Raw genomic sequence first — 23,453 nt, forward strand, 5'->3', positions numbered from 1 at the left:
ACGCGATCTCGCGCCCGCGGACGGAACACGCGTAGATCGCCGTTCGGAGAGCACTGCGGTGCCCCCCGGCGTGCGTGCCACAGGCTGCCACAGCGAACCTGAACGCAACAGGTTGCGTTCGCAGTTGGGTGGTGAAGTCGCAGTGAAGCTCGGGTGTCGCCGGCTACCCGGCCGGGCGCCTACCCGCGATCGACGACGAGCTCGCGATCGGTGTAGACGTTGACCAGCTCCTGCTTGAACGGATCGTGGCGCAGGCCGTGCTCGACCATGCCGAGGCGCCTGGCCAGCGCGTTCGACTCGGCGTTGTGCCCGTGCACCCAGGCGTACACCGGGAGCTCCGGGCTGTGCTCGTGCGCGGCGGCCAGCGCGGCCCGGGCCAGCTCGGTCGCGTAGCCGTTGCCCCAGTGCGGACGCGCGAGGCGGTAGTAGAGGTTGAAGTGGCCGCGGCCCTGTTCCTGCACGCCGCCGATGCCGATCACCTCGGGCGAGCCGATCCGCCGGGCCGTCCAGTAGCTCAGGCCCGGCGCGCCGTCCTCCCGCTCCACCCAGCGGGCCATCGCGCGCTCGATCCAGTCCCGGGTCTGCGCCGGCGTGGTGTGCCGGCCCTCGGGCTGGTGGCGCCAGACCTCGGGGTCGCGGTTGATCTCGTGCAGCGCGTCGAGGTCGTCCAGGGTGACGGCCCGCAGCTCGAGCCGATCGGTGGTGCGAACGGAGAACGGCGAAGTGATCTCGGTCATCCGGCGAGCTTAGATCGCGGGCGAGCGGGCGATCCAGGGCATTATTTCCTCGGCCTTGACCCTCACACCGTGTCAGGGCATGGAGTGGAGGAACCATGTTCACCATCGGAGACTTCGCCAGACACGGCAGCGTTTCGGTCCGCATGCTGCGGCACTACGACGCCATCGGCCTGCTGCGCCCCGCGCAGGTCGACCCGGTCAGCGGCTACCGCTTCTACCGGGCCGACCAGCTGTCCCGGCTCAACCGGGTGATCGCGCTCAAGGAGCTCGGATTCACGCTCCAGCAGGTCCAGGCGATCCTGGACGAACGGCTGGACACCGAGCAGTTGCGCGGGATGCTCCGGCTGCGGCAGGCCGAGCTGGCCGAGACGGTGGCCGCGGCGGCGGCCCGGCTGGCCCAGGTCGAGACGAGGCTCCGGACAATCGAGAGTGAGGGCGAGATGAGCACCGACGACGTGGTGGTCAAGAGCATCCCGGCGGTCCGGGTGGTCGAGCTCAGCGCGACGGCCGCGAGCTTCGAGCCGCAGGAGATCGGCCCGGTGATCGGGCCGCTCTTCGACGAGCTCTGCAGCCGGGTCCAGGCGGCCGGCGTGCCGGTCATCGGACCGAGCATCGCCTACTACGAGGACGCCGGCGACGGAACGGGCGCGGTGCTGGTGCACGCGGCGCTGCCGATCAGCGCGAACACGGTCGTGGACGTCGGCCTGGCCGACTTCTCGATCGTGGACCTGCCCGCGATCGAGGCGGCCGCGACCATCGTGCACCGCGGCCCGATGGCCGGCGTGATGCCGACCGTCCAGACCCTGGCCCGCTGGATCGACGCCAACGGCCACCGGTCCAGCGGGTACGCGCGGGAGTACTACCTCGAGTGCCCGGCCGACGAGGCCGGCTGGGTCACCGAGCTCCAGGACCCGCTGACGACTGTCTGACGCGGCGGGTCACCGTCAGGAGCCGCTCTGCTGAGAGCCGCCCTGCCCCTGCCGACGGCGATAGGCCACTCGGCAGGGGCTCTGCGGCCACTTGGTCTTCGCGCCGCGCACCGGCTGCGGGTCCGGGTCGAGCAGGGTCAGCTCGAAGGACTCCAGCAGCCGGGTCACGATCACCTGCATCTCCAGGTACGCGAAGTGCACGCCCAGGCAGCGGTGCAGGCCGCCGCCGAAGCCGATCAGGCGGTGGACCAGCTTCGGGTCCGCCAGGTAGCGGTCCGGCCGGAAGCTGTCCGGCTCCTCGAAGAGGTCCGGCGACCGGTGTGTCACGGACGGCGCGATCATCACCGCCGCGCCGCTGGGCACCCGGTAGCCGTCCACCTCCAGCTCCGCGGTCGCGCCGCGCATCAGCATGAACGCCACCGGGTGCAGCCGCTCGGTCTCGTGCAACGCCCGGTCGAGGGCCGAGAGTTGGTGGACGCTGCGGAGCGTCAGCGGCTCCCCGGGGGCGAGCACCTCGCGCTGCTCCTGCTCCAGTTTCGCCAGCTCGGCCGGGTTGCGGAGCAGGTCGATCAGCGCCCAGCTCACGTGCCCGGTGGTCGTCTCATGGCCGGCCCAGACCAGCAGCAGGACCAGGTTGATCAGCACCAGGTCCGGCACCGGCCGCCCGTCCGGGTACCGCGCCTCGGCCAGCACCTGGAGGAAGTCGGCCGGTTCGACCGGCTGTTGGCGCCGCTCCTGGATCATCCGGCCGAGCGCGATCCGCAGCCGGTCCCGCGACCGGTGGCTGCGGACCAGGTGCGGCAGCGGCAGCCAGCCGGGCGCCACCGGATCCAGCCCCGCCGAGAAGCGGCGGAACTCCTCGAAGAAGTCCCGTCCGATCCGGGCCCCGAAGTCCCGCCCGAGGAACGCGTGCGCGGCGATCCGCATGACCAGCGGACCGAGCTCCCGCACCAGGTCGAACTCGCCGTGCTCACCGAGGCGTTGCACGAAGGCGGCGGTCTCCTCCTCCATCACCGCCAGGTAGCCCTCCAGTTGGCGGCTCTGGAACCGGGGCAGCACGATGTCCCGCTGGCGGCCGTACTCGTCGAAATCCGCGAAGGCGTAGAAGTCGCGGTCGAACATGCGGGTGAAGAACGGCATGCCGTCCTTGATGGAGAGGCTCTTGTCGGTCTCCTTGAAGAACAGCCGGCTGTGCTCCGGCCCGAGCAGCGCGACGGCCGGACGGCGGCCGAGGGAGAGGGTGAACACCTCACCGTGCTCCCGGTAGCCGCGCTGGAGCAGGGCGATCGGCTCACGGAGGAACTCGACGACGTGACCGGCGAGCGGACGGGCGCCGGAGAGGGACGGGGGGAGCGTCGGCATCTGGGAACCACCTGGTGAGGAGGGCGTTGGCGGGGTCGGTCAGCTCGGCCTTGGGGGACGGTCGGCGGCGCTGGTGAGCGGGCGCCGGAAACCCGGGTCCACCTCGGCGCGCCGGCGGTCGAGCGCCCGGCGGGTGTGGGCGGTGTCGGGATGGTCCACGGCCAGGTAGCGCAGCCGCAGGCTCAGCACGTCCCGCAGCGCGGCGACCGCCGCCGCGGGGTCGCCGGCCCTGCCGAGCAGCACGGCCCGGCTGTGCAGCAGCGTGAGGGTCTCTGGGTGTCCGGTGGCGAGGACCCGCTCGAAGTCGACCAGCACCTCGTCGAGCAGCGCGACGGCCGTGGCGGGGTCACCGGCCTTGCCCTGCCAGAGGGCGAGGTCGCGGCGGGTGAACAGGATGTCGGGGTGATCGGCGGCCAGCACCTGGTCGACGTCCGGCAGCAGCTGGCCCAGCGCCGCCACCGCGCCGGCCGGATCCCCGGCCTTGCCCTGCCAGAGGGCGAGTTGCCGCCGGGTGCGGAGGGTGGCGAGGTGCCCGGGGCCGAACACCCGGTACTCGTCCACCAGGACGTCCTTCAGCGCCACCACGGCGGCGACCGGGTGCTCGGCGTGTGACAGCCACACCGCGCGGGTCCCGCGCAGGCCGAGCGTGGCGGGGTGGTCCGGCCCCAGCGCCGGCAGCCCGACCGCGAGCGCGAAGTCGAGCTCCGACACGGCTGCCGCAGGGTGCCCGGCCGTGCCCAGCCAGTGCGCACGGGCGCGCCGGATGGCGGCGGTGTCGGCGTGGTCCCAGTGGTGGTCCCGGTGGACGCCGGGGAGGGTGAGGAGCTCGTTGAAGAGCTCCGCGGCTCTGCGGGGGTCTCCCAGCACGCCGGTCCAGTGCGCGATGCCGCGCCGGGTCGCGAGGGTCACCTCGTGCTCCTCGCCCAGCGCGCGGATCCCGACCGGGAGAACGCGCCGGAGCGCGGCGAGCGCCGTGATCGGATCGCCTGCCTCACCCTGCCAGTGGGCGAGGTCGGCGCTGAGCGCCAGCGTGGCGGCGTCCTCCTCACCCGCCAGCCGGATCCGGTCGGGCAGCAGCTCCTGGCAGGCCGCGACCGCGCCGGCCGGATCGCCGGCCTCGCCGCGCACCCGCGCCAGCTCGTGCCGCACCTCCAGGGTGTCCGCGTCATCGGGACCGGACAGCCGCAGCTGGTCGGCCAGCAGCTCCCGGAACATGGCCTGGGCCTGCGCGGTGGCACCGGCCCGGCCGAGGGCACCGGCCAGCCGCCGGCGCGCCCTGAGGGTGTCGGCGTGCTCGGCGCCCACGCGTCGCAGCTCCGATTCGAGCACCTGCCGGAGCTCGCCGAGGCGGCTGACGTAGTTCGCGGCGGCCGCCGCCTTGAGCACCTGCCCGATGCCGGCGGCGGCTCCGTCGGCGGCTGCGGCAGCTGTGCTGGTCGCTGTGCCGGCCGCAGCGGCTGCGCCACCGGCTCTGTCGTCGGCGAACCGCCGGCGCAGCTCGGCCAGCTCCGCCTCGACCGCCTCCGCCTGTTCCTCGGACCGTTCCAGCTGGTGTTCCGCCGCCTCGTAGCGGGCCTCGGCGTCCAGGGCGCGCTGCCTCGCCCGTTCCAGTGCGTGTTCCAGCTGCTCGACGCGGCGGCGCAGGGCCTCGCCCTCGTCCCGCAGCTGCTCGGTCTCCTCGCCCAGCAGGTCGAGCTCGACGCTGTGGCGGGCGGCGTCCGCCGCGGAGCGCTCGGTCAGCCGGCGCAGGGCCAGCTCGCCCTGGTCGGCCCGGGCCCGGGCTCGGGCCAGTTCGTCTTCGAGCAGTTCCACGGTGTGCTCCGCCTGGTCGTGCCGGCGCCGGGCGGCGGTGAGCTCGTCGCGCAGGGCCTGGAGCTTCGCCGTCTTCGGCATCGCCTCCTGCTGGGCGCAGCGGTGCACCCGCCGGACGGCCTCACGGGCTTCGGTGGTCATCGGGTGGCCGGTGTGGCGGTCGCCGTCGTCCATCAGGCGGTCGACGAAGTCGGCGCCGGGGATCTCGTGGCCGCTGAAGTAGCGGGAGAGGGTGGACGGCGAGCGCTGGTGGGCGGCCGCGTAGCCGGTCAGCGAGTCGTCGAGGCGGGCCGCGAGCAGGCGCAGGTTCTCGGCGAGTTCGAAGACCCGCGCCGGAAGGTCGTCGATGAGTTCGCTGGTGAAGATGATCCGCCGGCGCGGCCGTCCCCGCCTCGGCACCGGGAGCTCCGAGTCCGCCACCTGACCCCCTGCCGTTTCGCCGGATCCGCAACGCCGTGCGGCTTACCGCAACGTGCGCTCGGTCACCAGTCTGTAGCAAAGAGTCGCATCATGGGAGGAGTTGACGATGAGTCAATGGCTGGTGGTCGCAGGCGTGCTGGTCGGCATCATCCAGGCGGTGGTACCGCAGAAGTCGGGCGACCGGCTACGGCTCTGGGAGGCCGTGCTGCTGCTGCGGTCCGGCGGCCGCCGCAGCGACCGCCACAGCAGCCGCGGCAGCGGCAGCAGCAGCAGCAGCAGCCGTCGGACGGCTACCAGTGCGCCGGGCGCTCCAGGCCGGCCGGCAGCCGGGTCGCGGCGTCGCCCTTCGCGGCGTTGAGCTGCGGCTGGGTGAGGAAGATGCAGCCCGTCAGGTCGGCCCCGGCGAGCCGGGCGTCGCGCAGGTCGGCACCGATCAGGTCGGCGAGGCGCAGGTCCGCGCCGGTCAGGTCGGCCGCGATCAGGTACGCGCCGCGCAGGTTGGCCCCGCGCAGGTTCGCACCCTTGAGCTTCGCGCCCATCAGGTCGGCACCGCGGTGCTCGCGCTTCTTGCCCTTGACCTCGGCGCGGACCAGTTCGCTGGTGCGCAGCAGCAGCTCGTTGACCCGCCCGCGGTGCGCCGGGACGTCGAGCGCGAGCAACTCCTCGGGCGTGCCCTGGGTCAGCTGCTCGGTCGCGGTGAGCAGCTGCTGCAGCTCGGGGTGGATCGGCCGGGCGGCGGGCAGCGCGAGCGCCTCGGTGAGGTAGAAGAGCAGCTCGTGCAGCTGGCGGACGATCGGGAACACGTCGAACATCTGCCGGGCGCGCTGCGGGTCCTGCCGCCAGTCCTGACCGCCGTAGGTCTGCTGGGAGACCCGCTGACCGGCCCCGAAGCAGTCGTAGACCGTGCAGCCGGTGAAGCCCTTCGTCCGCAGCGTGGTGTGGATCCCGCAGCGGAAGTCGGTCTGCAGGTTCCGGCAGGGCTTCCCGGCGTCCTTGTTGACCGCGAAGTCCGCCGAGGCGGCGAACGGGAGCGCGACGCAGCAGAGGCCGAAGCAGTTCGCGCAGTCGCCGTGCAGGAGCTTCAGCTGCGACGGCTGTGCGGCGGGGACGGGCTTCTCGGACACGCCGGGTGGCTCCTCTCGCGGGCAGGCAGTGCCTACGAGTAGAGCGGACCCATCGGGCGCAGACCAAATCCGCGCAGGCCGCGTCCGCCCAGGCCGCGCCCGAGCCGCGCCCAGGCCGCGCCCGCGCTCACTCCTCCGGCAGGCGCTTGCGCCAGTCGAGCGGCGCGATCCGGATCCGCCGCTCGGGCGAGCCGTCCCACTCGACGCTCAGACCGGCCGCGATGAGCGTCTCCGCGACCCGGCGGCCGACCGCGACGGCAGGCTCGCTCGCCTGGTCGAAGGTGCCGAAGGCAAGCCAGAGCCCGTCGCCTTCGGCGGCCCGCGCCGTGTCCTGGCTGTGGAAGAACGCGTAGCCGGTGCTCTGCGCCGTCCGGTACACGCCGATCTCGGCGTGGCCGCAGCTGCCGCAGCAGCTGAAGTTCTCCTTGGCGACGATGCCGTGCCCGGCCAGCTCGGTGAAGGCGCCGGCCAACCGGTCGGGGTCGGTGACCGCCGGCCAGGACGCCTGCTCGGCCAGCCGCGCGTCCCAGGCCGCCGAGACGAGGCGCTGCGCCTCCTGGCCGCTGATCGGCGTGAGCTCCTCGCCGTCCTCGTCCTCCTCCTCGTCCTCGACGGCCTGCTCGACCGCCTCCACCAGGTCGCCGAAGTCCAGGTACCCGTAGCGGACCTCGTCCTGCGCGACGCGCGAGGCGAACGCCCTGGTCCGCTCGTCCAGCTCCGGTGTGGAGTAGAGGTCGCTCGGCTGCCAGTCGTGCGGCGTCGGCCAGCCGGCGCCGCCGAGCACCCAGGCGAGCAGCACGTCCGCGACCTCGTCGGGGTCGGTCAGCTCGGTCTCGAAGTGCCGGTCCGGACTGCCGTCCCGGTACTCGACGACGTACTGCCCGTCCTCGGCGTACCGCTTGGTCTGGACGAAGCACTGTGCCTGTTCGGGGAGCCGCTCGACGATGACGAACGCGTCCTCCGGCCCGTGCAGCCCGCGCACGAAGCCGCGCAACTCGGCGGCGGTGGGGCGGCGGTGGTCGGAATCGTCGTCGGCCAGCCGGACGACGACGTCGAGGGCGCGGCGGGCGGCGGTCGGCTCGGTGCTCATACCAGGGATCCTGCCAGCGGGCACTGACAGGGGGCGCTGACAGTGGGTCAGGCCACCACCGCTCCCTCGCGCTGCTCACGCAGCTCGCGGATCAGCGTGCGCACCGCGAGGGTGCGGGCCAGCTCGGGCGTGGTGACGTACCCGACGGTCCGGGTCGGGCGTTCCGGGCCGAGGTCGGTCACGGCGACCGAGGCGGGCGCGTCCAGCACCGCGAGCCGGGGCATGATCGCCATGCCGAGGCCGCGGGCCACCATGGAGAGCACCACGCTGTCCTCGCCGGCGTCCAGCGTCGCGGCCGGGATCCAGTCCTGCCGCCGCCACCACTCGCGGGTGTAGGAGGAGCAGTTCTCGGCCCAGTCGATCAGCGGCAGCGCGCGCGGGTCGGCGCTGCCGGCCGGGTGGACCAGCGCGTACTCCTCCTCGAAGAGGCCGGCCGCGAGCAGGCCGCCCGGCAGCGGGGAGTTGCCGCTGAGCGTCGCGATGCCGAGGTCGGCGCGGCCGTCGGCCACCTCGCCCGCGGTGCCACGGCCGATCTCGGGGACGATCCGCACCTCGGGCGCGAGGCCGGGGTGCCGGGCCGTCAGCCGTTCCAGCACGGCCGGCAGCAGGTGCACGGCGGCGCTGCGGAAGGCGGCGATCCGCAGCCGCCCGGTGAGCTCACCGGTCGCGGCGCCGCGCGCCTCGTCCGGCAGCGTGTCGAGCAGGCGCAGGATCCGGCGGGCGTTCGCCGCGGTGCGCTCGCCGGCCGGGGTGGGCCGGGCACCGTGCCGGCCGCGCTCGAAGAGGACCACGCCGATCTTGCGCTCGCAGGCGCTGACGGCGTGCGAGACGGCGGACTGGGTCAGGCCGAGCGCCTCGGCGGCGGCGGTGAAGCTGCGCTCGCGCTCGACGGTGACCAGGATGCGCAGTTCGCGGACGGCAAGATCGCTCATGATCGGACCGTAGCATGAGCCGAATTCATGGAAGTGGGACTTCCATCGACGCGACGGGCTGCCCCGGGCCTGCCCGCGAAACCTACGGTCGTCCCCGTGACCCTCCTCCAGCTCCCCACCACGTCCATCGGTTCACCCGACGAGCCCGCCCGCCGTGCCGGGCTGGGCCGGGACTTCAACCACCTGCTCGGCGCGTACGCGATCCAGACCCTCGGCGAGGGCGCGCTGATCACCACGCTGCCCCTGCTGGCCGGGCGACTCACCGGCGACGCCCGGCTGATCTCCTGGGTCGGGATGAGCGCCGAACTGCCCTGGCTGCTGCTCGCGCTGCCGCTCGGCGTGCTGGTGGACCGCTACGACCGCCGAAAGCTGATGCTCGGCGCGCAGGCGGCGCAGGCCGCGCTGCTGGTGCTGGTCGCGCTGCTTGCGACATTCGGCTGCACCCGGCTCTGGATGCTCTACCTGCTGGCCTTCGGGCTCGGCGCCGGGGACATCGTCTTCATGGGCGCGAACCGGGCGCTGCTGCCGGTGCTGGTGCGGGGCGAACAGCTGGAGACGGCGAACAGCCGGTCGATGACGGCCGAGACGCTGGGCCGCAGCTTCATCGGACCGCCGCTCGGTTCGGCGCTCTTCGCGTTCCTGCTGCCGCTGCCGTTCTGGCTGGACGCGGCGACCTACCTGCTCTCGCTGCTGCTGCTCAGCCGGATCCGCGGCCGGGCCGCGTTCACGGCCTCGCCGGCCGGGCGCACGGGCGACCCGGCTGTCGGTCCGGCTGTCGGCACCGCGGCCGGCACCACTGTCGGCACCGCTGTCGGCACGCCGGGTGCGCCGGTCAGGCGGCGGCTGCTCGCCGAGGCGACCGAGGGGGTCCGCTGGCTGGCCGGGCACCGGGTGCTGCGGGTGGTGGTGCTGCTGGCCGCCGTCGGGAACTTCACGGTCTTCATGGCCCAGTCGGTGCTGGTGGTCTTCGCCCACGACGTGCTGCGCATCGGCAACGGCGGCTACGGGCTGCTGCTCGCCGCGATGGCACTCGGCGGCGTGCTGGGCGCGCTGGTCAGCAAGCGGGTCGCGGAGCGGGTCGAGCCGCGCACCAGCGCGATGGTGATCAGGGTGGCGGGCTCGGCGGCGATGCTGGTGATCGGGCTGTTCGGGCGGCAGGCGGTGGTCGTGGTGCTGCTGTTCGGCGTCTGGTCGGCGGGGCTGTCGGTGTGGAACGTGACCGCGCAGTCGCTCAGCCAGCGGTTGGTGCCGAACGAGCTGCGCGGCCGGGTGCTCAGCGCCAGCCGGATGATCTGCTTCGGCGCGCTGCCGCTGGGTGCGCTGGCGGGCGGGCTGGTCACCGACTGGTTCGGGCCCACCGCGCCGTGGACGATCGGCGGCGCGATCGGGCTGCTGGTCGCACTCGCGGTGCTGCCCGCGCTGCGGCGCTGGCCCTCGCGGGCGGAGCTGCTGGCGGGGTGAGGGCGCGGCGGGATACGGCGAGAGCCGCGCTCCTCGGGAGGAGCGCGGCTCTCGCCGGTGGTGCTGGTGGTGCTACGGCTGGTCCGGGGACGGGTAGCCCTGGACCGGGTAGACCGGCGCCTGCTGGGCCGCGGCCTGGGCCGGGTAGCCGGCGACGGGCGCGGCGGCGGCCGGGTACGGCTGGGCCGGGGCCGGGTAGCCCTGGACCGGCGGCACGGCCGGGTACGGCTGCTGCTGCAGCTGCTGCGCCGGCATCTGGTCCTGCGGCAGGACCTGGACCTGGACCTGGGCCGGGATCGGCGCGCCGGCCGGGAAGCCGTCCTGGCTCGGGAAGGCCACGCTGAGCTGGTCGAACTCGTTGCGCCAGTAGCGGTGGATGTTCAGCCGGGTCGGGTGCTGCTCCCCCGGGAAGAGCAGGTACATCCGGCTCCACACGGTGGCCCGGTTGACCTTGCTGACCGGGAAGGCGTTGCGCGGGTAGACCGCGACGACCTCGCCGGGACGGTTGGTCCAGCGGCTCGCGCTGTTCACCACGACCGAGGAGCTGGTCAGCGTCAGGAAGTAGAACCTGCGGGTCAGCGCGACGATCAGACCCAGGAACGGAATCTCGTCGAAGAGCGCGTTGAGCCACGGGCTCGGCCCGGTCTCGACGTGCACGCACGCGATGAAGCTCTCCCCCGGCGGCGCGATCTGGGAGAGCTTCTCTATGACCTGAGCCTTCTGCTTGGCCCGGCGAATTGCCATGAAACCTGTCCTCTTACCCCGTCTGGTCCATCGCTGACGCGCGATGAAATCGGCTGAGGTTAGCAGGTGGTGATGACGGGTCGAACAGGTGCACCAAGGCCCCCGATACCTGGTCGGCACCGGGGGCCCCGGCGGCCGGCTGCGCCGGCTCCGGCTCACTTCACAGTCGGTTCACGGTCACTTCATGCTGCTGGTCATCGCGTTGACCAGGGTGCCGGACGGGTCGTCCGCCTCCAGCGAGTAGGCGAAGATACCGCCCAGGCCCTTGCCGGTGGCGTACGCACCACGGGCCGCGATGGCCTGTGGGGTGTCGCCGGTGAAGAAGTTGGTGCCGTCGTAGATCCACGAGCTCTGCGTGGTCGGATCCCAGTGCACGTCGGCCGAGTTGGTCTTGCCGGTCGCCACCAGCTCCTTCCAGAAGGCCACGCCGGCCGACTGGCTGGTGCCCTGCGCGGCCGACGGGCCGGTCGCGCTCTGGTACAGGCCGGCGTTGGCCCCGGCCGGGACGCCCGTCCAGCCGCGGAAGTAGAACGGCACGCCGAGCACCAGCTTCGAGGCCGGGTAGCCGCCCGGGATCCCGTACGCCGGATCGCCGTTCAGGTACGCGCTGACCGCGTTGTCGATCGTGTACTTCTCGGTGCCCGGCTTGACCGCGGTGCTCGGGTCGTTCGGGCTGGTGTGGATCGGGTCCTGGAGGTTGGTCGGACCGGTCGCGTCCCAGGCGCCGTGCATGTCGTAGCTCATGATGTTGCCGTAGTCCAGGTACTTGCCGATCTGGTCGGTCTGGACGTTGGCGATCTTGTCCTGCCCGCTCGGCAGCGCCGCGGTGAGCAGGAACTTCTTGCCGACGCTGCTGCCGTACGCGTCCAGCTCGTTGCGGAACTCGGCGAGCAGCGCGGTGTAGTTCGCGGTGTCGGCGGCGGAGTAGTGGTTGCCGGTGTGGCCGTCGGCCGAGGCCGGGTACTCCCAGTCGATGTCGATGCCGTCGAAGATGCCCGCGCCCGAACCGGCGCCACCGGAGGCGTCACCCGAGATGCCGGCCGGGAGGTTGCCCTTGATGAACATGTCGATGCAGGAGGAGACGAACTTCTTGCGCGAGGCGTCGGTGGCCGCGATGTCGGAGAAGTACTTGGAGTACGTCCAGCCGCCGATCGAGAGCGTGAAGCGCAGGTTCGGGTACTTGGCCTTCAGCTCGCGCAGCTGGTTGAAGTTGCCCTTGATCGGCTGGCTCCAGGCGTCCGAGCTGCCGTCCACGCTGATGTCCGGCGTGTAGGCCTTCTGGTAGTCGGCGAAGGCGTCGCCCGCGCCGTCGCCGGCGCTCGGGTTGCTGTCGTTGGTGTCGGCGGCCTTGATGGTCTCGAAACAGGTCTGGTTGACCGGGTCGATGTTCTCGAACGCGTACGTCATCACGTTCAGGCCGCTCGCCGCGCCGCTCTTGGCGACGGAAGACGGGTAGTACTGGTTGCCGTAGATGCCCCACTGCGAGAAGTACGCCGACTTCACCGAACCGGTGGGCAGCGCACCGGTGGTGGCCGCGACCGGGGCGGACTGGGCGCTGCTGTGGCCGTCCTTGTCGTAGCCCTGCACGGTGAAGGTGTAGGCGGTGTTCGGCAGCAGCGAGCTGACCGTGACCGAGGGGCCCATGGCGGTGGCGACCAGGTGACCGGCCGAGTAGACGTAGTAGGCCGGGGCGTCACCGGTCTGCGAACCGTCGGTGGCGGCGGTCCAGGTGAGGGTGACCGCGTTGTTGGCGACGGTCGCGGCGAGGTTGGTCGGGGTGCTGACCAGGCCGTCACCGGCGGGGGCTGTGGCGGTGGCGGTGGCGGTGGCGGTGGGGCTGCCCGTGGGGGTGGTGGTGCCGGTGGGGGTCGGAGTGCCGGTGGGAGTGGGGCTCTGCGACGGGCTCGCACTCTGGGTCGGGCTCGCGCTCGTGCTCGCGCTGCTGCTCGGGCTTGCCGACGGGCTGCTGCTGCCGGCCGGTCCGGTCAGCGACAGATCGTCGGCGTAGTACGTGCCCTGGCCGTACCACCCGTGCACCCAGACCGTCACCGAGGTGGTGGAGGCCCCGGTGGTGAAGCTCGTGCTGAGGTTGGCCCAGTCGGCACTGGACCCCCAGGTGTTGGTGTCCGTGGTGCCCGTGCCGGTCACTCCGAGGTAGGTGTAGCTGCCCTTCAGCCAGCCGGACAGGCTGTACGCGGTGTTCGGGCTGACCGCGACCGTCTGCGAGCACTGCGCGTCGTCCGTCGCCGAGGCCGCGCCCTGCAGCGCGTAGCTGCCGGAGTGCGGGGCGGTGCCGGTGACGCTGCCGAGCCCGCCGGAGCAGCTCCAGCCGGCCGATGTGCCGGTCTCGAAGCCACCGTTGGTCAGCAGGTTGACGCTCGCAGCGGCCGAGACCGAGCCGCCGAACATGGTGGCCAGGCCGGCCGCGCCGGTCACCAGCGCGGTCGCGGTGGCCAGTGCGGTCGCGTTCCTGAGGGGGCGTCGGGCGGTGCGGGGCCGCTCGACCTGACGCGCGGAGTCGGCGCGTTCGGGCATGGTCGCTCCAGGGGGGTCGCGCCCGGGTGTGGGAGACCGGGCGCAAGTGGGGGGGAGGAGGTGTACCTGGGCACGGCCGGAGTGCGCACCCGGCCCGCCCTGCTTCCGCGGACTGGCGCAGAACGTATGGCCTGAACGACCCTCGGGTCAACAGGTCTGTACCAATCCTCAGTTTCGACGGCCCCCCGGCCTGGTCCCCTGGACCCGCACGATCAGCGCCGGCGGTGCCGCCGCTCGCTCGCCCGGCGGCGGGCGCCGATCAGCACCATCGCCCCGCCGAGCGCGATCGCCAGGCCACCGACACCCGCCAGCGACAGCGTGTTCGAGCCGCCGCCGGTCTGCGCCAGTCCGGCCGAGTCCAGACCGGTGGCCGGCCCGCCGTTGGCCGCCGGGTGGGTCGCGGTCGGCCGGATCAGCGCGGTCGATTCGTCCGGGTCGGTCGGGTCGGTCGCGTCGGCGGCCGGCGCGAGCGGCGGAGCGGCCACCGGCACCACCGCGGGCGCGCTGGTCGGCGGTTCGGCCGACGTGGCCATGGCCGCGGCCGGGCCGGCCGAGGACGCGGCGGCGCTCGCCGCCGGCGCGCTCGCCGAGGCACTGGCGCTCGGCGTGGCCGAGGCCGTCGCCGAGGGGTTGCCCGGGACACCGTCGCCACTCGCCGTCACCTTGAAGTCGGCGTAGTCGTCGCTGCTGTCGGCGTCGGTACCGGCTTCGGCGATGCTCGCCTGGCCGGCCGCCTGGCCCAGCGCGGCGGTCAGCGTCAGCTGGAACGTGAAGGTCTGCGACTCGCCGGGCTGGAGCACCCGGGTCTCCCGGCAGAAGTACTCCGACGGGCTCGTCGTGGTCGTCCCGGCACTGGCACCGGCACCAGCCCCGGCACCGGCACCGCTTCCGCTTCCGCTTCCGGTCAGCGGGGCGCACTCCGCCGGCGCCTGCGCGACCTGCACGCCCGCCGGGAGGGTCACGTCCAGGCCGTCCTGGGTGTTGGCGGCCGGGTCACCGGCGAACCGCGGCGCCGGCACGTCCCCGGCGTTGCGGACCGCGAAGGCGGCCGGGACGGTGTCGCCGACCGCGCCGCTGACGTCGGCGGCCACCGCCGCGAGGTCGTAGACCTGGCCGGTCGCCAGCCAGGTCGCGGAGCTGTCGGCGCCGAAGTCGGTGCGCGCGGCGGCGGGCACCAGGCTCAGTGGGGCGCCGGTGCCGCGTCTGGTCACGCTCGGGTCGGCGGATATCTGGCGGTCCATCGGGCCGCCGGTCACGTCGGCGCCGTACTCGAAACGCCCGTCCAGCGGGTCCTGGTTCGCGCCGACGGCTATCGGCAGGGCCGGGCGCAGCACCTGGTCCGGGTGCAGCACGGTGTCGTCGAACCGGCAGAGCACCCAGCCGTCCAGGTGGGTCGGGTAGAGGCAGTTGCCGTAGTTGCCGGCCAGCACGTAGGAGGTGGGCAGCCGGAAGTAGAGCACCAGGCCGTGGACGTCCTGGCTGCCCTGGTCGGTGACCGCGGTGTCCAGCGGGGTCTGGCCGTTGACCACGGTCCGGGTCAGCGCGGGCAGCCGGACCACGGCGAGGGCCTGGCCGGAGCCGACCGAGAGCAGCGTGCGGTCCGGGGCCGCGCCGGGGCGCTCGGTCGCGTTCGCGGCGGTGACGGTGAAGGCGATCGCACCGCTCGCGCCGGCGGTCGCACCGGCCGTCGAGCGCACGCCCAGATCCAGGCCGCCGGTGCCGTGCGGGAAGTCGCCCAGATCGCAGTGCGCCTGCTGGTGGGCGGCATCGACGAAGGCGCAGCCGGTCGGCAGTGTGAGCTGGGCGACGTTCGCCGCTCCGCTCGCGTCGATGGCGACCTGGACGGCGGACAGCGCGCTCTTGCCGTCGCTCGCGGCGATCGACAGCGCGAGGTCCTGCGAGCCGGCCCCCTGCGGGGCGAGCGTACGGGTCGCCGGCTCGGTCACGGTGAACCCGAGGCCGCTGCCGTCGGCCGCCTCGGCCGGCGCCGGCAGCATCGCGGCGCCCGCGGTGAGCACCGCAGCGGCGAGCCCGGCCACTCCCGCGGTGGCCGGGCGGAGTACTCCGTGCGTATGCAACCGACCCATCTGATCCCCCCGTTGACATTCTGTCAGTCAGTGGAAATCCAACCATTGCGGCGACCGGCCGCGCCACCGGGTTCTGGCCGGTCTGTCCTGGTTTCGTGGCATTCGGTGCCAAGTCGATCGTTATCCGCCGTCCAGCCGTAATCAGTTCGTCATCCTGGCCGACGCCCGAGGCGTGCCGACGGGGCTCCGAGCGGCCCGGTCGGCCTGCCCCAGACCTTCCTCAACTTGCTTCTGAATCAGTTGAGTTGACCACCTCAACAACTACCCTGGCCGGCCCGGCCAGGGCAACATGACGCTCTGCTCGAAAGTTGATCGCGCGGTGCTGCAGCGCAGCACTCCGCCCGCACCTGTCGCGCCCCTGCTCCACCCTCACCCCTCCCCGACAAAGCCCTCCTCGACGAAGCCCTCCCCGACGGCCAGCAGCGTCTTGCCGACCGCGCCCCGCGACTCCATCACCCGGTGCGCGTCCGCCGCCCGCTCCAGCGGGAAGCGGTGGCCGATCACCGGGCGCAGCCGGCCGGCCGCCGCCTCGGCCAGTGCGTGCTCGGTGCACTGCCGGATCAGCTCCGGCGTCGGCCGCAGCTTGTGCAGCGTGACGCCGCGCTCCCGCGCCGCCGCCTCCGGCACGTCGGCCCACTCCCCGCTGGCGAGCCCGAAGCTGACCATCCGGCCACCGGCGCCGAGCAGCCCGAAGGCCGCCCGGCCGATCTCGCCGCCGACCCCGTCGAACACCACATCGACCGGGCCGACCTGATCGGTCCACTGCGGCCGCCGGTAGTCCACCACCTGCCCGGCGCCCAACTCGCTTGCCAGCCGCAGCTTCTGCTCACCGCCTGCCGCCGCGACCACCACCGCGCCGGCGGCGACCGCGAGCTGCACCAGCAGGCTGCCGACCCCGCCCGCGGCCGCCTCGACCAGCACCCGGTCCCCGGCCCGGACGCCGACCTCGTCCAGCAGCATCCCGGCGGTCCGCCCGTCGGCGAGCAGCGCGACCGCCGCGTCCAGCGCGAGCCCGTCCGGCACCGGGTACAGCCCGGCGGCGGGCACCGCGGCCAGCTCGGCGTAGCCACCCGCCCCGCCCGTCCCGGAGACCACCCGGCGGCCGAGCCAGCCGGCATCCACCCCCGCGCCGACGGCGGTGACCGTGCCGCCGACGCCGTTGCCGGGGATCATCGGCAGCTCCGCCGCGAACGGCCCGGCGCCGGTGGCCCGGAACTGCGTCTCGACGAAGGTGATGTTCGCGTACCCGACCTCGATCAGCACCTGCCCCGGACCGGCCACCGGCTCGGGCGCCTCCCCCGCGACCAGCACCTCGGGCCCGCCGAACTCCCGCAACCACACGGCACGCATGAGACATCCCCTCGATCGACCGGCTGGTTCGATCATCGTGCAACTTCAAGCGCACTTGAGGTCAAGCGCCGCCTCCGCGGGCCCAGCGAGCTCGCTCAGCCGAGCTGCGGCTGCACCTCGGCGGCGATCAGCTCCAGGTGGTCCAGGTCGTCGAGGTCGAGGATCTGCAGGTAGATACGCCGGCTGCCGATCTCCTGGTACCGGCCGATCTTCGCCACCACCTCGGCCGGCGTCCCGGCCAGGCCGTTCTCCTTGAGCTCCTCGACCTCCCGCCCGATGGCGGCGGCCCGGCGCGCCACCTCGGCGTCGTCCCGGCCGACGCATGCGACCAGCGCGTTGGAGTAGATCAACTCATCGGCCGCCCGGCCGCGTTCCTCGGCCGCCGCGCGCACCCGGGCGATCTGCTCCGCGCTGGTCTCGACGGACAGGAAGGGCATGTTGAACTCGTCCGCGTAGCGCGCCGCCAGCGCCGGCGTGCGCTTCACCCCGGCGCCGCCGAGCAGCACCGGGATCCGCCGCTGCACCGGCTTGGGCAGCGCCGGACAGTCCGTCAGCTGGTAGTGCGTGCCGTCGAAGGAGAAGGTCTCACCGGTCTTCGTCTCCCACATCCCGGTGATGATCGCCAGCTGCTCCTCCAGCCGGTCGATCTTCCGCTGCGGGAACGGGATCCCGTACGCACGGTGCTCCGCCTCGAACCAGCCTGCGCCGAGGCCGAGTTCGACCCGGCCGCCACTCATCGCGTCCACCTGTGCCAGCTGGATCGCCAGCACCCCGGGCAGCCGGAAGGTGCCGGCGGTCATCAGCGTGCCGAGCCGGATCCGCTTGGTCTCACGCGCCAGCCCGGCCAGCGTGATCCACGCGTCGGTCGGGCCGGGCAGCCCGTCGCCGTCGCCCATCCTGAGGTAGTGGTCGGAGCGGAAGAAGCCGTCGTAGCCCAGCTGTTCGGCGGCCTGGGCCACCCGCAACAGCGTGTCGTAGGAGGCGCCCTGCTGCGGTTCGGTGAAGATGCGAAGATCCATGCGCCCCATCATGTCCCGGGTCGGCCGCACGCGGAAGAACGCCATCCGCGAGCCGCCGCACCGACCACCCGAACCACTGATTGCCGCGCTACGGGCCCGTCAGCACGTCCCGGTGGTCCGCCTCCGGGAGCCAGTCGCGGCCCGGGCGGTACTCCAGCCAGCGGCGGCGCCGGCCGGCCTCGGCGAACGCCTGGAGCAGCGCGGGCACCCCCGGGTCCGGCCGGTCCCGGTGCCAGACCAGCGACCAGGCGTACAGCGGCGTCGGCTCGACCAGCGGCACCACCACGAGGCCCGACCCCGGCGCCAACGGCAGCTCGGACGGCAGCAGGGTGCACCCGCCCGGCGTCGTGCGCACCCGGTCCAGGAGGTGGTCGAGCCCCAGGTTGGCCTCGCCCGGCAGCACCGGCACGGCGAACCGCTCGGCGAACCGGCCGAGGAAGTCCAGCCGTCCGGCCGTCGCGGGCAACACCAGCCGCAGCCCGCCCAGTTGGTCCGGCCGCAGCTGCTCGGCGGCGGCCAGCGGATGGTCGGCGGCGATCACGGCGTCCAGCGGCTCCAGCCGGACCAGCCGGTGGGCGAGCGCCAGGTCGAGCCCGTCCCCGAACGGGTGGAACCGGCCGAACCCGGCGCCGATCTCGCCCCGCACCAGCGCCGCTCCGACCCCGGGCAGGTCGCGCCCCGGCCCGACCTCCACCACCGGCAGCCCCTCGCCGGCGTCCAGCGCCTCCCGTACCGTCCGCAGCGGTTCGAAGAGGTGCCCCCACACATCGACCCGGACCGGTCGGTCGTCCTGGCCCACCGCCGCCACCGCGGCGGCCCCCGCGGCCAGTGCGGCGCGGGCCGGTTCGAGCAGGCGCCGGCCTGCGGCGGTGAGTTCGACCCGGGTCCGGTCCCGGGCCACCAGGCTGGTGCCGAGCGCCTCCTCCAGCCGTGCGATCCGCTTCGACAGCCCCTGCTGGGTCATCGAGAGCGTCTCCGCCGCTCGCCGGAAGTGCAGATGCTCGGCGACCGCGACGAATGCGCGCAGCTGCGCCAGATCAAGATCCACGCGAGCCATCCTCGCCGACAACCGGCAGTTGTCACAGCCCTTTTCCGGTTGTTGGACCGCCCTGCCGCGTCGGCGGTTTGCTGTTCCTCAGGAGGAACGAGCCAGACGAGCGAAGCGAGAGGAAGGAAGGACCGATGAAGGCATTCACCGCCACCGCCCGCGCCGACCGGACGGTGGAGATCAGCGAGGTGCCGCAGCCCGAACCGCGCCGGGACGAGGTGCTGGTCAAGGTCGACGCCTACTCCGTCAACCGCGGCGAGACGTTCCTGCTGGAGAGCCCGCCGGCCGCCTGGCGCCCGGGCAAGGACGTCGCCGGGCTCGTCGTCCAGGCCGCCGCCGACGGCACCGGACCGGCCGTCGGGCAGCGCGTGGTGGCGCACCCGCCGGCGTCCGGTTGGGCGGAGTACGTCGCGGTGCCGACCGGCTCGGTGGCCCGGCTCCCCGAGCAGGTGACGGCCGTCGAGGCGGCCGCGCTGCCGCTGGCCGGCCTGACGGCGCTGCGACTGCTGCGGGCGGCCGGCTGCGTCACCGGAAAGCGGCTGCTGCTCACCGGTGCCTCCGGCGGCGTCGGGCACTACTTCGTCGAACTCGCCACCGCAGCCGGGGCGTTGGTTACGGCGGTCAGCAGTTCGGCGGAGCGCGGCGCCCGGCTGGCCGAGCTCGGAGCGACCGTGGTCCAGCGGATCGAGGACGCGGCCGGACCGTTCGACGTGGTCCTGGAGTCCACCGGCGGCGCCAACCTCGCGCTCGCCCTCGGCCGGCTGGTCCCGCGCGGCGAGCTCATCTGGTTCGGCCAGGCCAGCCGGGAGCCCGCGACCCTGAACTTCTTCGACCTCCTCTACGGCCCGGTGTCCGCGACCATCCGGCACTTCAGCTACGCCGACGCCGACCAGCCGTACGCCGCGGACCTGGAGACGCTGGTCCGGCTCGTCGGCGAGGGCCGGCTGCACCCGGAGATCGGCCTGGTCGAGGACTGGAGCCACACGGCCGAGGTCCTCACCGACCTGGCCGCCCGCCGGATCCGCGGCAACGCCGTCCTCACCCTCACCTGACCCCAGCCCGCCCCACCTCAACCCATCCCACCTCAAACCACCCCACCCCACCCCAAGGAGACTCCACCATGACCAGCACCGACCCGCGCACCGTCGTCATCACCTACGTCAACGCCGTCGCCGAGGGCGACCTGGCGACGATCGTCGCCAGCTTCGCCGAGGACGCCACCTGGACCTACCCCGGCGACCTGCCGCTCACCGGCGTGTGGCGCGGCCGGGACGCCATCATCAACGACTTCCTCGGCTCGGCCGGCACCCTCTTCGCCCCCGGCGGCACCCCCGAGATCGCCCTGATCGGCACGATCGCCGAGGGCGACCAGGTGATGGCGGAGTGGACCTCGAAGGGCACCACCGTGCACGGGCACCGCTACGACAACCACTGCATCGGCATCTTCACCGTGCAGGACGGCCGGATCACCTCGGTCCGCGAGTTCACCGACACCCAGCACGTCGAACGCACCCTGTTCGCCGACTAGTTGTCGCAGCACCGGTACCAGCGGACACCTTCCGTCCTATACAACTGACAGGCTCTGCGACATGAAGGAGACCTCCGCCCGCCTGCTCCGGCTGCTGACACTGCTGCAGTCCCACCGCGAATGGTCCGGCCAGGACCTCGCCGACCGCCTCGGGGTGAGCACCCGGACCGTCCGCCGGGACGTGGACAAGCTGCGCGACCTCGACTACCCGGTCAACGCCGTCAAGGGCATCGACGGCGGCTACCGCCTCGGCGCCGGCGCCCAGTTGCCTCCGCTGCTCCTGGACGACGAGGAGGCGGTGGCCATCGCGGTGGCCCTGCGCACCGCGACCGGCAGCGGCGTCGCCGGCATCGGCGAGACGGCCCTGCGCGCCCTGGTCAAACTCGAACAGGTCCTGCCGGCCCGGCTGCGGCACCGGGTCAATGCCCTCCAGGTCTCCACGGTGCCCGCCCACACCGCCACCCCCACCGTGAACGCCGAGGTCCTCACGACAGTCGGCACCGCCTGCCGCGACCACCGTCAACTGCGCTTCGACTACCTCGGCCACAACGGCGCCCCGAGCACCCGGATCACCGAACCGCACGAACTCGTCACCTGGGGCCCCCGCTGGTACCTCGTCGCCTGGGACCTCGACCGCGACGACTGGCGCACCTTCCGAGTCGACCGGATCACCCCCCGCTCCCCCACCGGCCCACGCTTCACCCCCCGCGACCTCCCCGGCGGCGACGCCGCCGCCCACGTCGCCCGCGGCGTCGCCCACCTATGGCCCTACCGGGCCACGATCCGCCTGCACACCCCCGCCGACTCCGACACCGCCCGCGCCGCCGCCGGCTACGGCACCATCGAGCCCCTCGACGACCACACCTGCCTCCTCCACGCCGGCGCCGACAGCCCCCGCACCCTCGCCTTCCTCCTAGGCGCCCTGGACGTCGACTTCCACCTCGAAAACGCCCCGGACCTGGCCGCCCACTTGCAGCACACCGCCAACCGCTACCACCGCGCCGTAGGCCACCGCGATACCGAGCTATTCAGGACGCCCTGAAACAACAAGAAAGCCCCAGGCCATATGACCTGGGGCTTCACTGCGGAGCGGGCGACGAGAATCGAACTCGCGCTATAAGCTTGGGAAGCTCATGTTCTACCATTAAACTACGCCCGCCTGACGAGCCGTCAGTAACCGCTCGATCATGCACCATGTTACCCCATCCCACGCGCGCCCCCGCACCCCCTTTCTGCGGGGGTGGCGCGAACGGCCTAGCGTGGGGGTGCGGGGCGGTCGGGGTGGCGGCGAGGCGGGGTGGGGATGTCCGGAAGATCCCCTAATGTGACGCTGTCAACCTGCGGCGGCGGCTCTCTCGGCAGGGGGCTCGCTGCGGAATCGGTTGTTGGGGTAACTGGGGAAGCGTGGGAAGGGGATCGATGGAGCAGCGGACGGTTGTTCGTTGTGCCGAGGGGCACCTGTTCAGTACCAGCATGTTCCCGATGCAGAATCTCGGGGTCCGGCGGCTGGGGCCGGGGCGGTTGATCAGGTGTCCGCAGTGCGGGCGGCTGCGGAACTCGGTGCCGGCTGACGTGAATGCGCTGTCGGCAACGGAGTTGGCGCGGGCGTTGCGGTTGGAGGCTGCGGCGTTCCTCGCCTGAGGCGGGGTGGGCCGCGGGTGCCGCGGGTGGTGGGGCCTTCCGGTGGGAGGGCCCCACCGGCGTGTTCGGGGTGGGACAGATTCGGCGCTCGGGCGGGCAGCACGTAACCTCATGGCGTGCTGCTCTCAGACAAAGACATCCGTAGTGAGATCGACAACGGCCGGGTCAGGATCGACCCGTTCGAACCGGCCATGGTCCAGCCGTCGAGCATCGACGTGCGCCTGGACCGCTTCTTCCGGGTGTTCGAGAACCACCGTTACCCGCACATCGACCCCTCCGAGGAGCAGCCCGACCTCACGCGGCTGGTCGAGCCGGACGGGGACGACGCGTTCATCCTGCACCCGGGTGAGTTCGTGCTCGCCTCGACGTACGAGGTGATCACGCTGCCGGACGACGTGGCCTCGCGACTCGAGGGCAAGTCGAGCCTGGGTCGGCTCGGGCTGCTGACGCACTCGACGGCCGGCTTCATCGACCCGGGGTTCAGCGGGCACGTCACGCTGGAGCTGTCCAACGTGGCCACGCTGCCGATCAAGCTGTACCCGGGGATGAAGATCGGGCAGCTCTGCCTGTTCCGGCTCTCCTCGCCCTCCGAGCACCCGTACGGCTCCGAGCGGTACGGCTCGCGCTACCAGGGGCAGCGCGGGCCGACGCCGTCGCGCTCGTACCTGAACTTCCACCGGACGGATGTCTAGGGAATAGGTCGCAGAGGTCGCAGGACTCAGGCCCGCTTGGGGCGGGTCACTGCGGTGAGCTCGCTGCCGTCCTCCGACAGGGTCAACTCGGTCTCCAGGGCCGCGAGTTGTCCCAGTCGGTGGAGGTGGCTGCCGCCGCAGGCGATCTCGGCGGGGCCGACCGGCAGCTCGCAGTGCCAGCGCCGGCGGGCGGTCAGCTCGGGGCCGGGGACCTCGATCCGGACCGGGGCGTCGGCGGCGACCCAGGCGGCGAGCCGCTCGTTGACGTCGGCGGTGATCGCCGGCAGCGCGTCGGCCAGGGCCGGCAGCTCCTCGGTGGCCTCGGCGCTGAAGCCCTTCTTGCGCAGCGACTTGCCGAGCCGGTAGACGTCCGTGCTGGCCTCGGTGTCCATCACGGACGAGGCCATCGCGAGGCTGTCGAAGTCCGGGTTGCCGAACGCGTCGGCGCGGCCCGGGTCCTTGCGCCAGCGGCTCGCCAGCGCGGCGTTCAGCGCGAGCGCGAGCAGGTGGCAGCCGGTGTGCGCGGCGGAGAGCGCGGCGCGGCGCTCGGCGTCGACGCTCAGCGCGACGGGCGCCCCGAGCAGCTCGCCGACGGCCTCGCCCGGCGCCTCGGCCAGCACGTGCAGCACCAGCCAGGACCACTCCTCGTCGCCGCGCCGCACCGGGATGTCGGTGCCGACAAGCAGCTCGTCGCCATCGGCGGCGACCGCGGCGGTCAGGCAGTCCACCACCGCGAGCTCGGTGCCGGCCACGGTCAGCGTGCCGGTGTCGGCGGGCTGGTCGGGCCAGGTGTGGTCGAGCGGGTGGAACGGCGTCTCGGCGGTGACGATGCCGAACCGGCCGTCCGCGAGCGGGTGCACGGCGAGCACGGTGGACTCGCCGGTCACCGCCCCGCCGGGGAAGCTGACTCGGGTGGTGGGGAGGGTCATTCGCTGGCTCCGT

Annotated in this window: 20 protein-coding genes and 1 tRNA gene; 7 read left to right on the top strand and 14 right to left on the bottom strand. The window is 73.0% G+C overall.

Translation table 11 applies throughout. The features are described 5' to 3' along the window. Window positions 1-179: 179 nt before the first annotated feature. Window positions 180-737 carry a GNAT family N-acetyltransferase gene (locus tag AC060L_RS02600; RefSeq protein ID WP_483796729.1) on the bottom strand — a complete coding sequence of 186 codons (558 nt, stop codon included), beginning with the start codon at window positions 735-737 and terminating at the stop codon, window positions 180-182. Window positions 738-832: 95 nt separating this feature from the next. On the opposite strand from AC060L_RS02600, the gene AC060L_RS02605 reads away from it, so the two are divergent. Continuing rightward, on the top strand, window positions 833-1,666 hold the full coding sequence (locus tag AC060L_RS02605) for a MerR family transcriptional regulator (protein WP_483796730.1): 834 nt from the start codon (window positions 833-835) through the stop codon (window positions 1,664-1,666). A 15-nt stretch (window positions 1,667-1,681) separates the two neighbouring features. Here AC060L_RS02605 and AC060L_RS02610 read toward each other — a convergent pair whose 3' ends face one another. From AC060L_RS02610 to AC060L_RS02630, 5 genes are all read right to left on the bottom strand, one after another. Then, complete coding sequence (locus tag AC060L_RS02610; RefSeq protein ID WP_483796731.1) at window positions 1,682-3,028, bottom strand: cytochrome P450; 1,347 nt, start codon at window positions 3,026-3,028, stop codon at window positions 1,682-1,684. A 39-nt stretch (window positions 3,029-3,067) separates the two neighbouring features. Next, the gene (locus AC060L_RS02615) at window positions 3,068-5,260 is read right to left on the bottom strand and encodes a tetratricopeptide repeat protein (protein WP_483796732.1); all 2,193 of its coding nucleotides are present in this window, start codon (window positions 5,258-5,260) and stop codon (window positions 3,068-3,070) included. Between the two features lie 290 nt (window positions 5,261-5,550). Further along, a complete protein-coding gene (locus AC060L_RS02620; protein ID WP_483796733.1) occupies window positions 5,551-6,384 on the bottom strand; it encodes a pentapeptide repeat-containing protein in 834 nt (277 codons plus the stop codon). Window positions 6,385-6,511: 127 nt separating this feature from the next. Continuing rightward, window positions 6,512-7,474 (bottom strand): DUF6891 domain-containing protein, encoded by a 963-nt coding sequence (locus AC060L_RS02625; protein WP_483796734.1) that lies wholly within the window; start codon window positions 7,472-7,474, stop codon window positions 6,512-6,514. Between the two features lie 47 nt (window positions 7,475-7,521). Then, window positions 7,522-8,406, bottom strand: a complete 885-nt coding sequence (locus tag AC060L_RS02630; protein WP_483796735.1) for a LysR family transcriptional regulator — start codon at window positions 8,404-8,406, stop codon at window positions 7,522-7,524. Between the two features lie 96 nt (window positions 8,407-8,502). Between AC060L_RS02630 and AC060L_RS02635 the strand changes: the two genes are divergently transcribed. Further along, window positions 8,503-9,867, top strand: coding sequence for an MFS transporter (locus tag AC060L_RS02635; protein WP_483796736.1), 1,365 nt, complete (start codon window positions 8,503-8,505; stop codon window positions 9,865-9,867). A 72-nt stretch (window positions 9,868-9,939) separates the two neighbouring features. Here AC060L_RS02635 and AC060L_RS02640 read toward each other — a convergent pair whose 3' ends face one another. From AC060L_RS02640 to AC060L_RS02665, 6 genes are all read right to left on the bottom strand, one after another. Continuing rightward, window positions 9,940-10,611, bottom strand: coding sequence for a hypothetical protein (locus AC060L_RS02640; protein ID WP_483796737.1), 672 nt, complete (start codon window positions 10,609-10,611; stop codon window positions 9,940-9,942). Window positions 10,612-10,788: 177 nt separating this feature from the next. Beyond that, window positions 10,789-13,146, bottom strand: a complete 2,358-nt coding sequence (locus AC060L_RS02645) for a glycosyl hydrolase family 18 protein (RefSeq protein ID WP_483796738.1) — start codon at window positions 13,144-13,146, stop codon at window positions 10,789-10,791. 212 nt (window positions 13,147-13,358) lie between these two features. After that, entirely contained in the window at window positions 13,359-15,224 is a 1,866-nt protein-coding gene (locus AC060L_RS02650; RefSeq protein ID WP_483796739.1) for a hypothetical protein, read from the bottom strand. 378 nt (window positions 15,225-15,602) lie between these two features. Next, the gene (locus AC060L_RS02655) at window positions 15,603-16,583 is read right to left on the bottom strand and encodes a zinc-binding dehydrogenase (RefSeq protein ID WP_483796740.1); all 981 of its coding nucleotides are present in this window, start codon (window positions 16,581-16,583) and stop codon (window positions 15,603-15,605) included. Window positions 16,584-16,678: 95 nt separating this feature from the next. Further along, window positions 16,679-17,602: an LLM class F420-dependent oxidoreductase gene (locus AC060L_RS02660; protein WP_483796741.1), complete on the bottom strand. Its 924-nt coding sequence runs from the start codon at window positions 17,600-17,602 to the stop codon at window positions 16,679-16,681. Between the two features lie 88 nt (window positions 17,603-17,690). Further along, window positions 17,691-18,659, bottom strand: coding sequence for a LysR family transcriptional regulator (locus AC060L_RS02665; protein WP_483796742.1), 969 nt, complete (start codon window positions 18,657-18,659; stop codon window positions 17,691-17,693). Between the two features lie 125 nt (window positions 18,660-18,784). On the opposite strand from AC060L_RS02665, the gene AC060L_RS02670 reads away from it, so the two are divergent. The 3 genes from AC060L_RS02670 to AC060L_RS02680 all read left to right on the top strand — a co-directional run bounded on the left by AC060L_RS02670 (window position 18,785) and on the right by AC060L_RS02680 (window position 21,220). Further along, window positions 18,785-19,702, top strand: coding sequence for a zinc-binding dehydrogenase (locus tag AC060L_RS02670; protein ID WP_483796743.1), 918 nt, complete (start codon window positions 18,785-18,787; stop codon window positions 19,700-19,702). Between the two features lie 68 nt (window positions 19,703-19,770). Further along, on the top strand, window positions 19,771-20,178 hold the full coding sequence (locus tag AC060L_RS02675; RefSeq protein ID WP_483796744.1) for a nuclear transport factor 2 family protein: 408 nt from the start codon (window positions 19,771-19,773) through the stop codon (window positions 20,176-20,178). Window positions 20,179-20,239: 61 nt separating this feature from the next. Then, window positions 20,240-21,220 carry a helix-turn-helix transcriptional regulator gene (locus AC060L_RS02680; protein WP_483796745.1) on the top strand — a complete coding sequence of 327 codons (981 nt, stop codon included), beginning with the start codon at window positions 20,240-20,242 and terminating at the stop codon, window positions 21,218-21,220. Window positions 21,221-21,266: 46 nt separating this feature from the next. On the opposite strand, the gene AC060L_RS02685 is transcribed toward AC060L_RS02680, so the two are convergent. Further along, a tRNA-Gly gene (locus AC060L_RS02685) sits at window positions 21,267-21,337 on the bottom strand. A 260-nt stretch (window positions 21,338-21,597) separates the two neighbouring features. Between AC060L_RS02685 and AC060L_RS02690 the strand changes: the two genes are divergently transcribed. Together AC060L_RS02690 and dcd are read left to right on the top strand one after the other, a co-directional pair. Next, entirely contained in the window at window positions 21,598-21,819 is a 222-nt protein-coding gene (locus AC060L_RS02690) for a hypothetical protein (protein WP_483796746.1), read from the top strand. A gap of 116 nt (window positions 21,820-21,935) precedes the next feature. Then, window positions 21,936-22,511, top strand: a complete 576-nt coding sequence (gene dcd, locus AC060L_RS02695; RefSeq protein WP_483796747.1) for a dCTP deaminase — start codon at window positions 21,936-21,938, stop codon at window positions 22,509-22,511. A 26-nt stretch (window positions 22,512-22,537) separates the two neighbouring features. Here the strand turns inward: dcd and AC060L_RS02700 are convergent, their stop codons facing one another. Then, on the bottom strand, window positions 22,538-23,440 hold the full coding sequence (locus AC060L_RS02700) for an alanyl-tRNA editing protein (RefSeq protein WP_483796748.1): 903 nt from the start codon (window positions 23,438-23,440) through the stop codon (window positions 22,538-22,540). Between the last annotated feature and the right edge of the window lie 13 nt (window positions 23,441-23,453).

The organism is Kitasatospora sp. NEAU-69, from assembly GCF_057158765.1.

Coding starts and splice junctions, on each gene's coding strand:
- AC060L_RS02600 (WP_483796729.1), bottom strand. CDS start 737: ATGACCGAGATCACTTCGCCGTTCTCCGTTCGCACCACCGATCGGCTC.
- AC060L_RS02605 (WP_483796730.1), top strand. CDS start 833: ATGTTCACCATCGGAGACTTCGCCAGACACGGCAGCGTTTCGGTCCGC.
- AC060L_RS02610 (WP_483796731.1), bottom strand. CDS start 3,028: ATGCCGACGCTCCCCCCGTCCCTCTCCGGCGCCCGTCCGCTCGCCGGT.
- AC060L_RS02625 (WP_483796734.1), bottom strand. CDS start 7,474: ATGAGCACCGAGCCGACCGCCGCCCGCCGCGCCCTCGACGTCGTCGTC.
- AC060L_RS02630 (WP_483796735.1), bottom strand. CDS start 8,406: ATGAGCGATCTTGCCGTCCGCGAACTGCGCATCCTGGTCACCGTCGAG.
- AC060L_RS02640 (WP_483796737.1), bottom strand. CDS start 10,611: ATGGCAATTCGCCGGGCCAAGCAGAAGGCTCAGGTCATAGAGAAGCTC.
- AC060L_RS02645 (WP_483796738.1), bottom strand. CDS start 13,146: ATGCCCGAACGCGCCGACTCCGCGCGTCAGGTCGAGCGGCCCCGCACC.
- AC060L_RS02655 (WP_483796740.1), bottom strand. CDS start 16,583: ATGCGTGCCGTGTGGTTGCGGGAGTTCGGCGGGCCCGAGGTGCTGGTC.
- AC060L_RS02660 (WP_483796741.1), bottom strand. CDS start 17,602: ATGGATCTTCGCATCTTCACCGAACCGCAGCAGGGCGCCTCCTACGAC.
- AC060L_RS02665 (WP_483796742.1), bottom strand. CDS start 18,659: ATGGCTCGCGTGGATCTTGATCTGGCGCAGCTGCGCGCATTCGTCGCG.
- AC060L_RS02670 (WP_483796743.1), top strand. CDS start 18,785: ATGAAGGCATTCACCGCCACCGCCCGCGCCGACCGGACGGTGGAGATC.
- AC060L_RS02675 (WP_483796744.1), top strand. CDS start 19,771: ATGACCAGCACCGACCCGCGCACCGTCGTCATCACCTACGTCAACGCC.
- AC060L_RS02680 (WP_483796745.1), top strand. CDS start 20,240: ATGAAGGAGACCTCCGCCCGCCTGCTCCGGCTGCTGACACTGCTGCAG.
- AC060L_RS02690 (WP_483796746.1), top strand. CDS start 21,598: ATGGAGCAGCGGACGGTTGTTCGTTGTGCCGAGGGGCACCTGTTCAGT.
- AC060L_RS02700 (WP_483796748.1), bottom strand. CDS start 23,440: ATGACCCTCCCCACCACCCGAGTCAGCTTCCCCGGCGGGGCGGTGACC.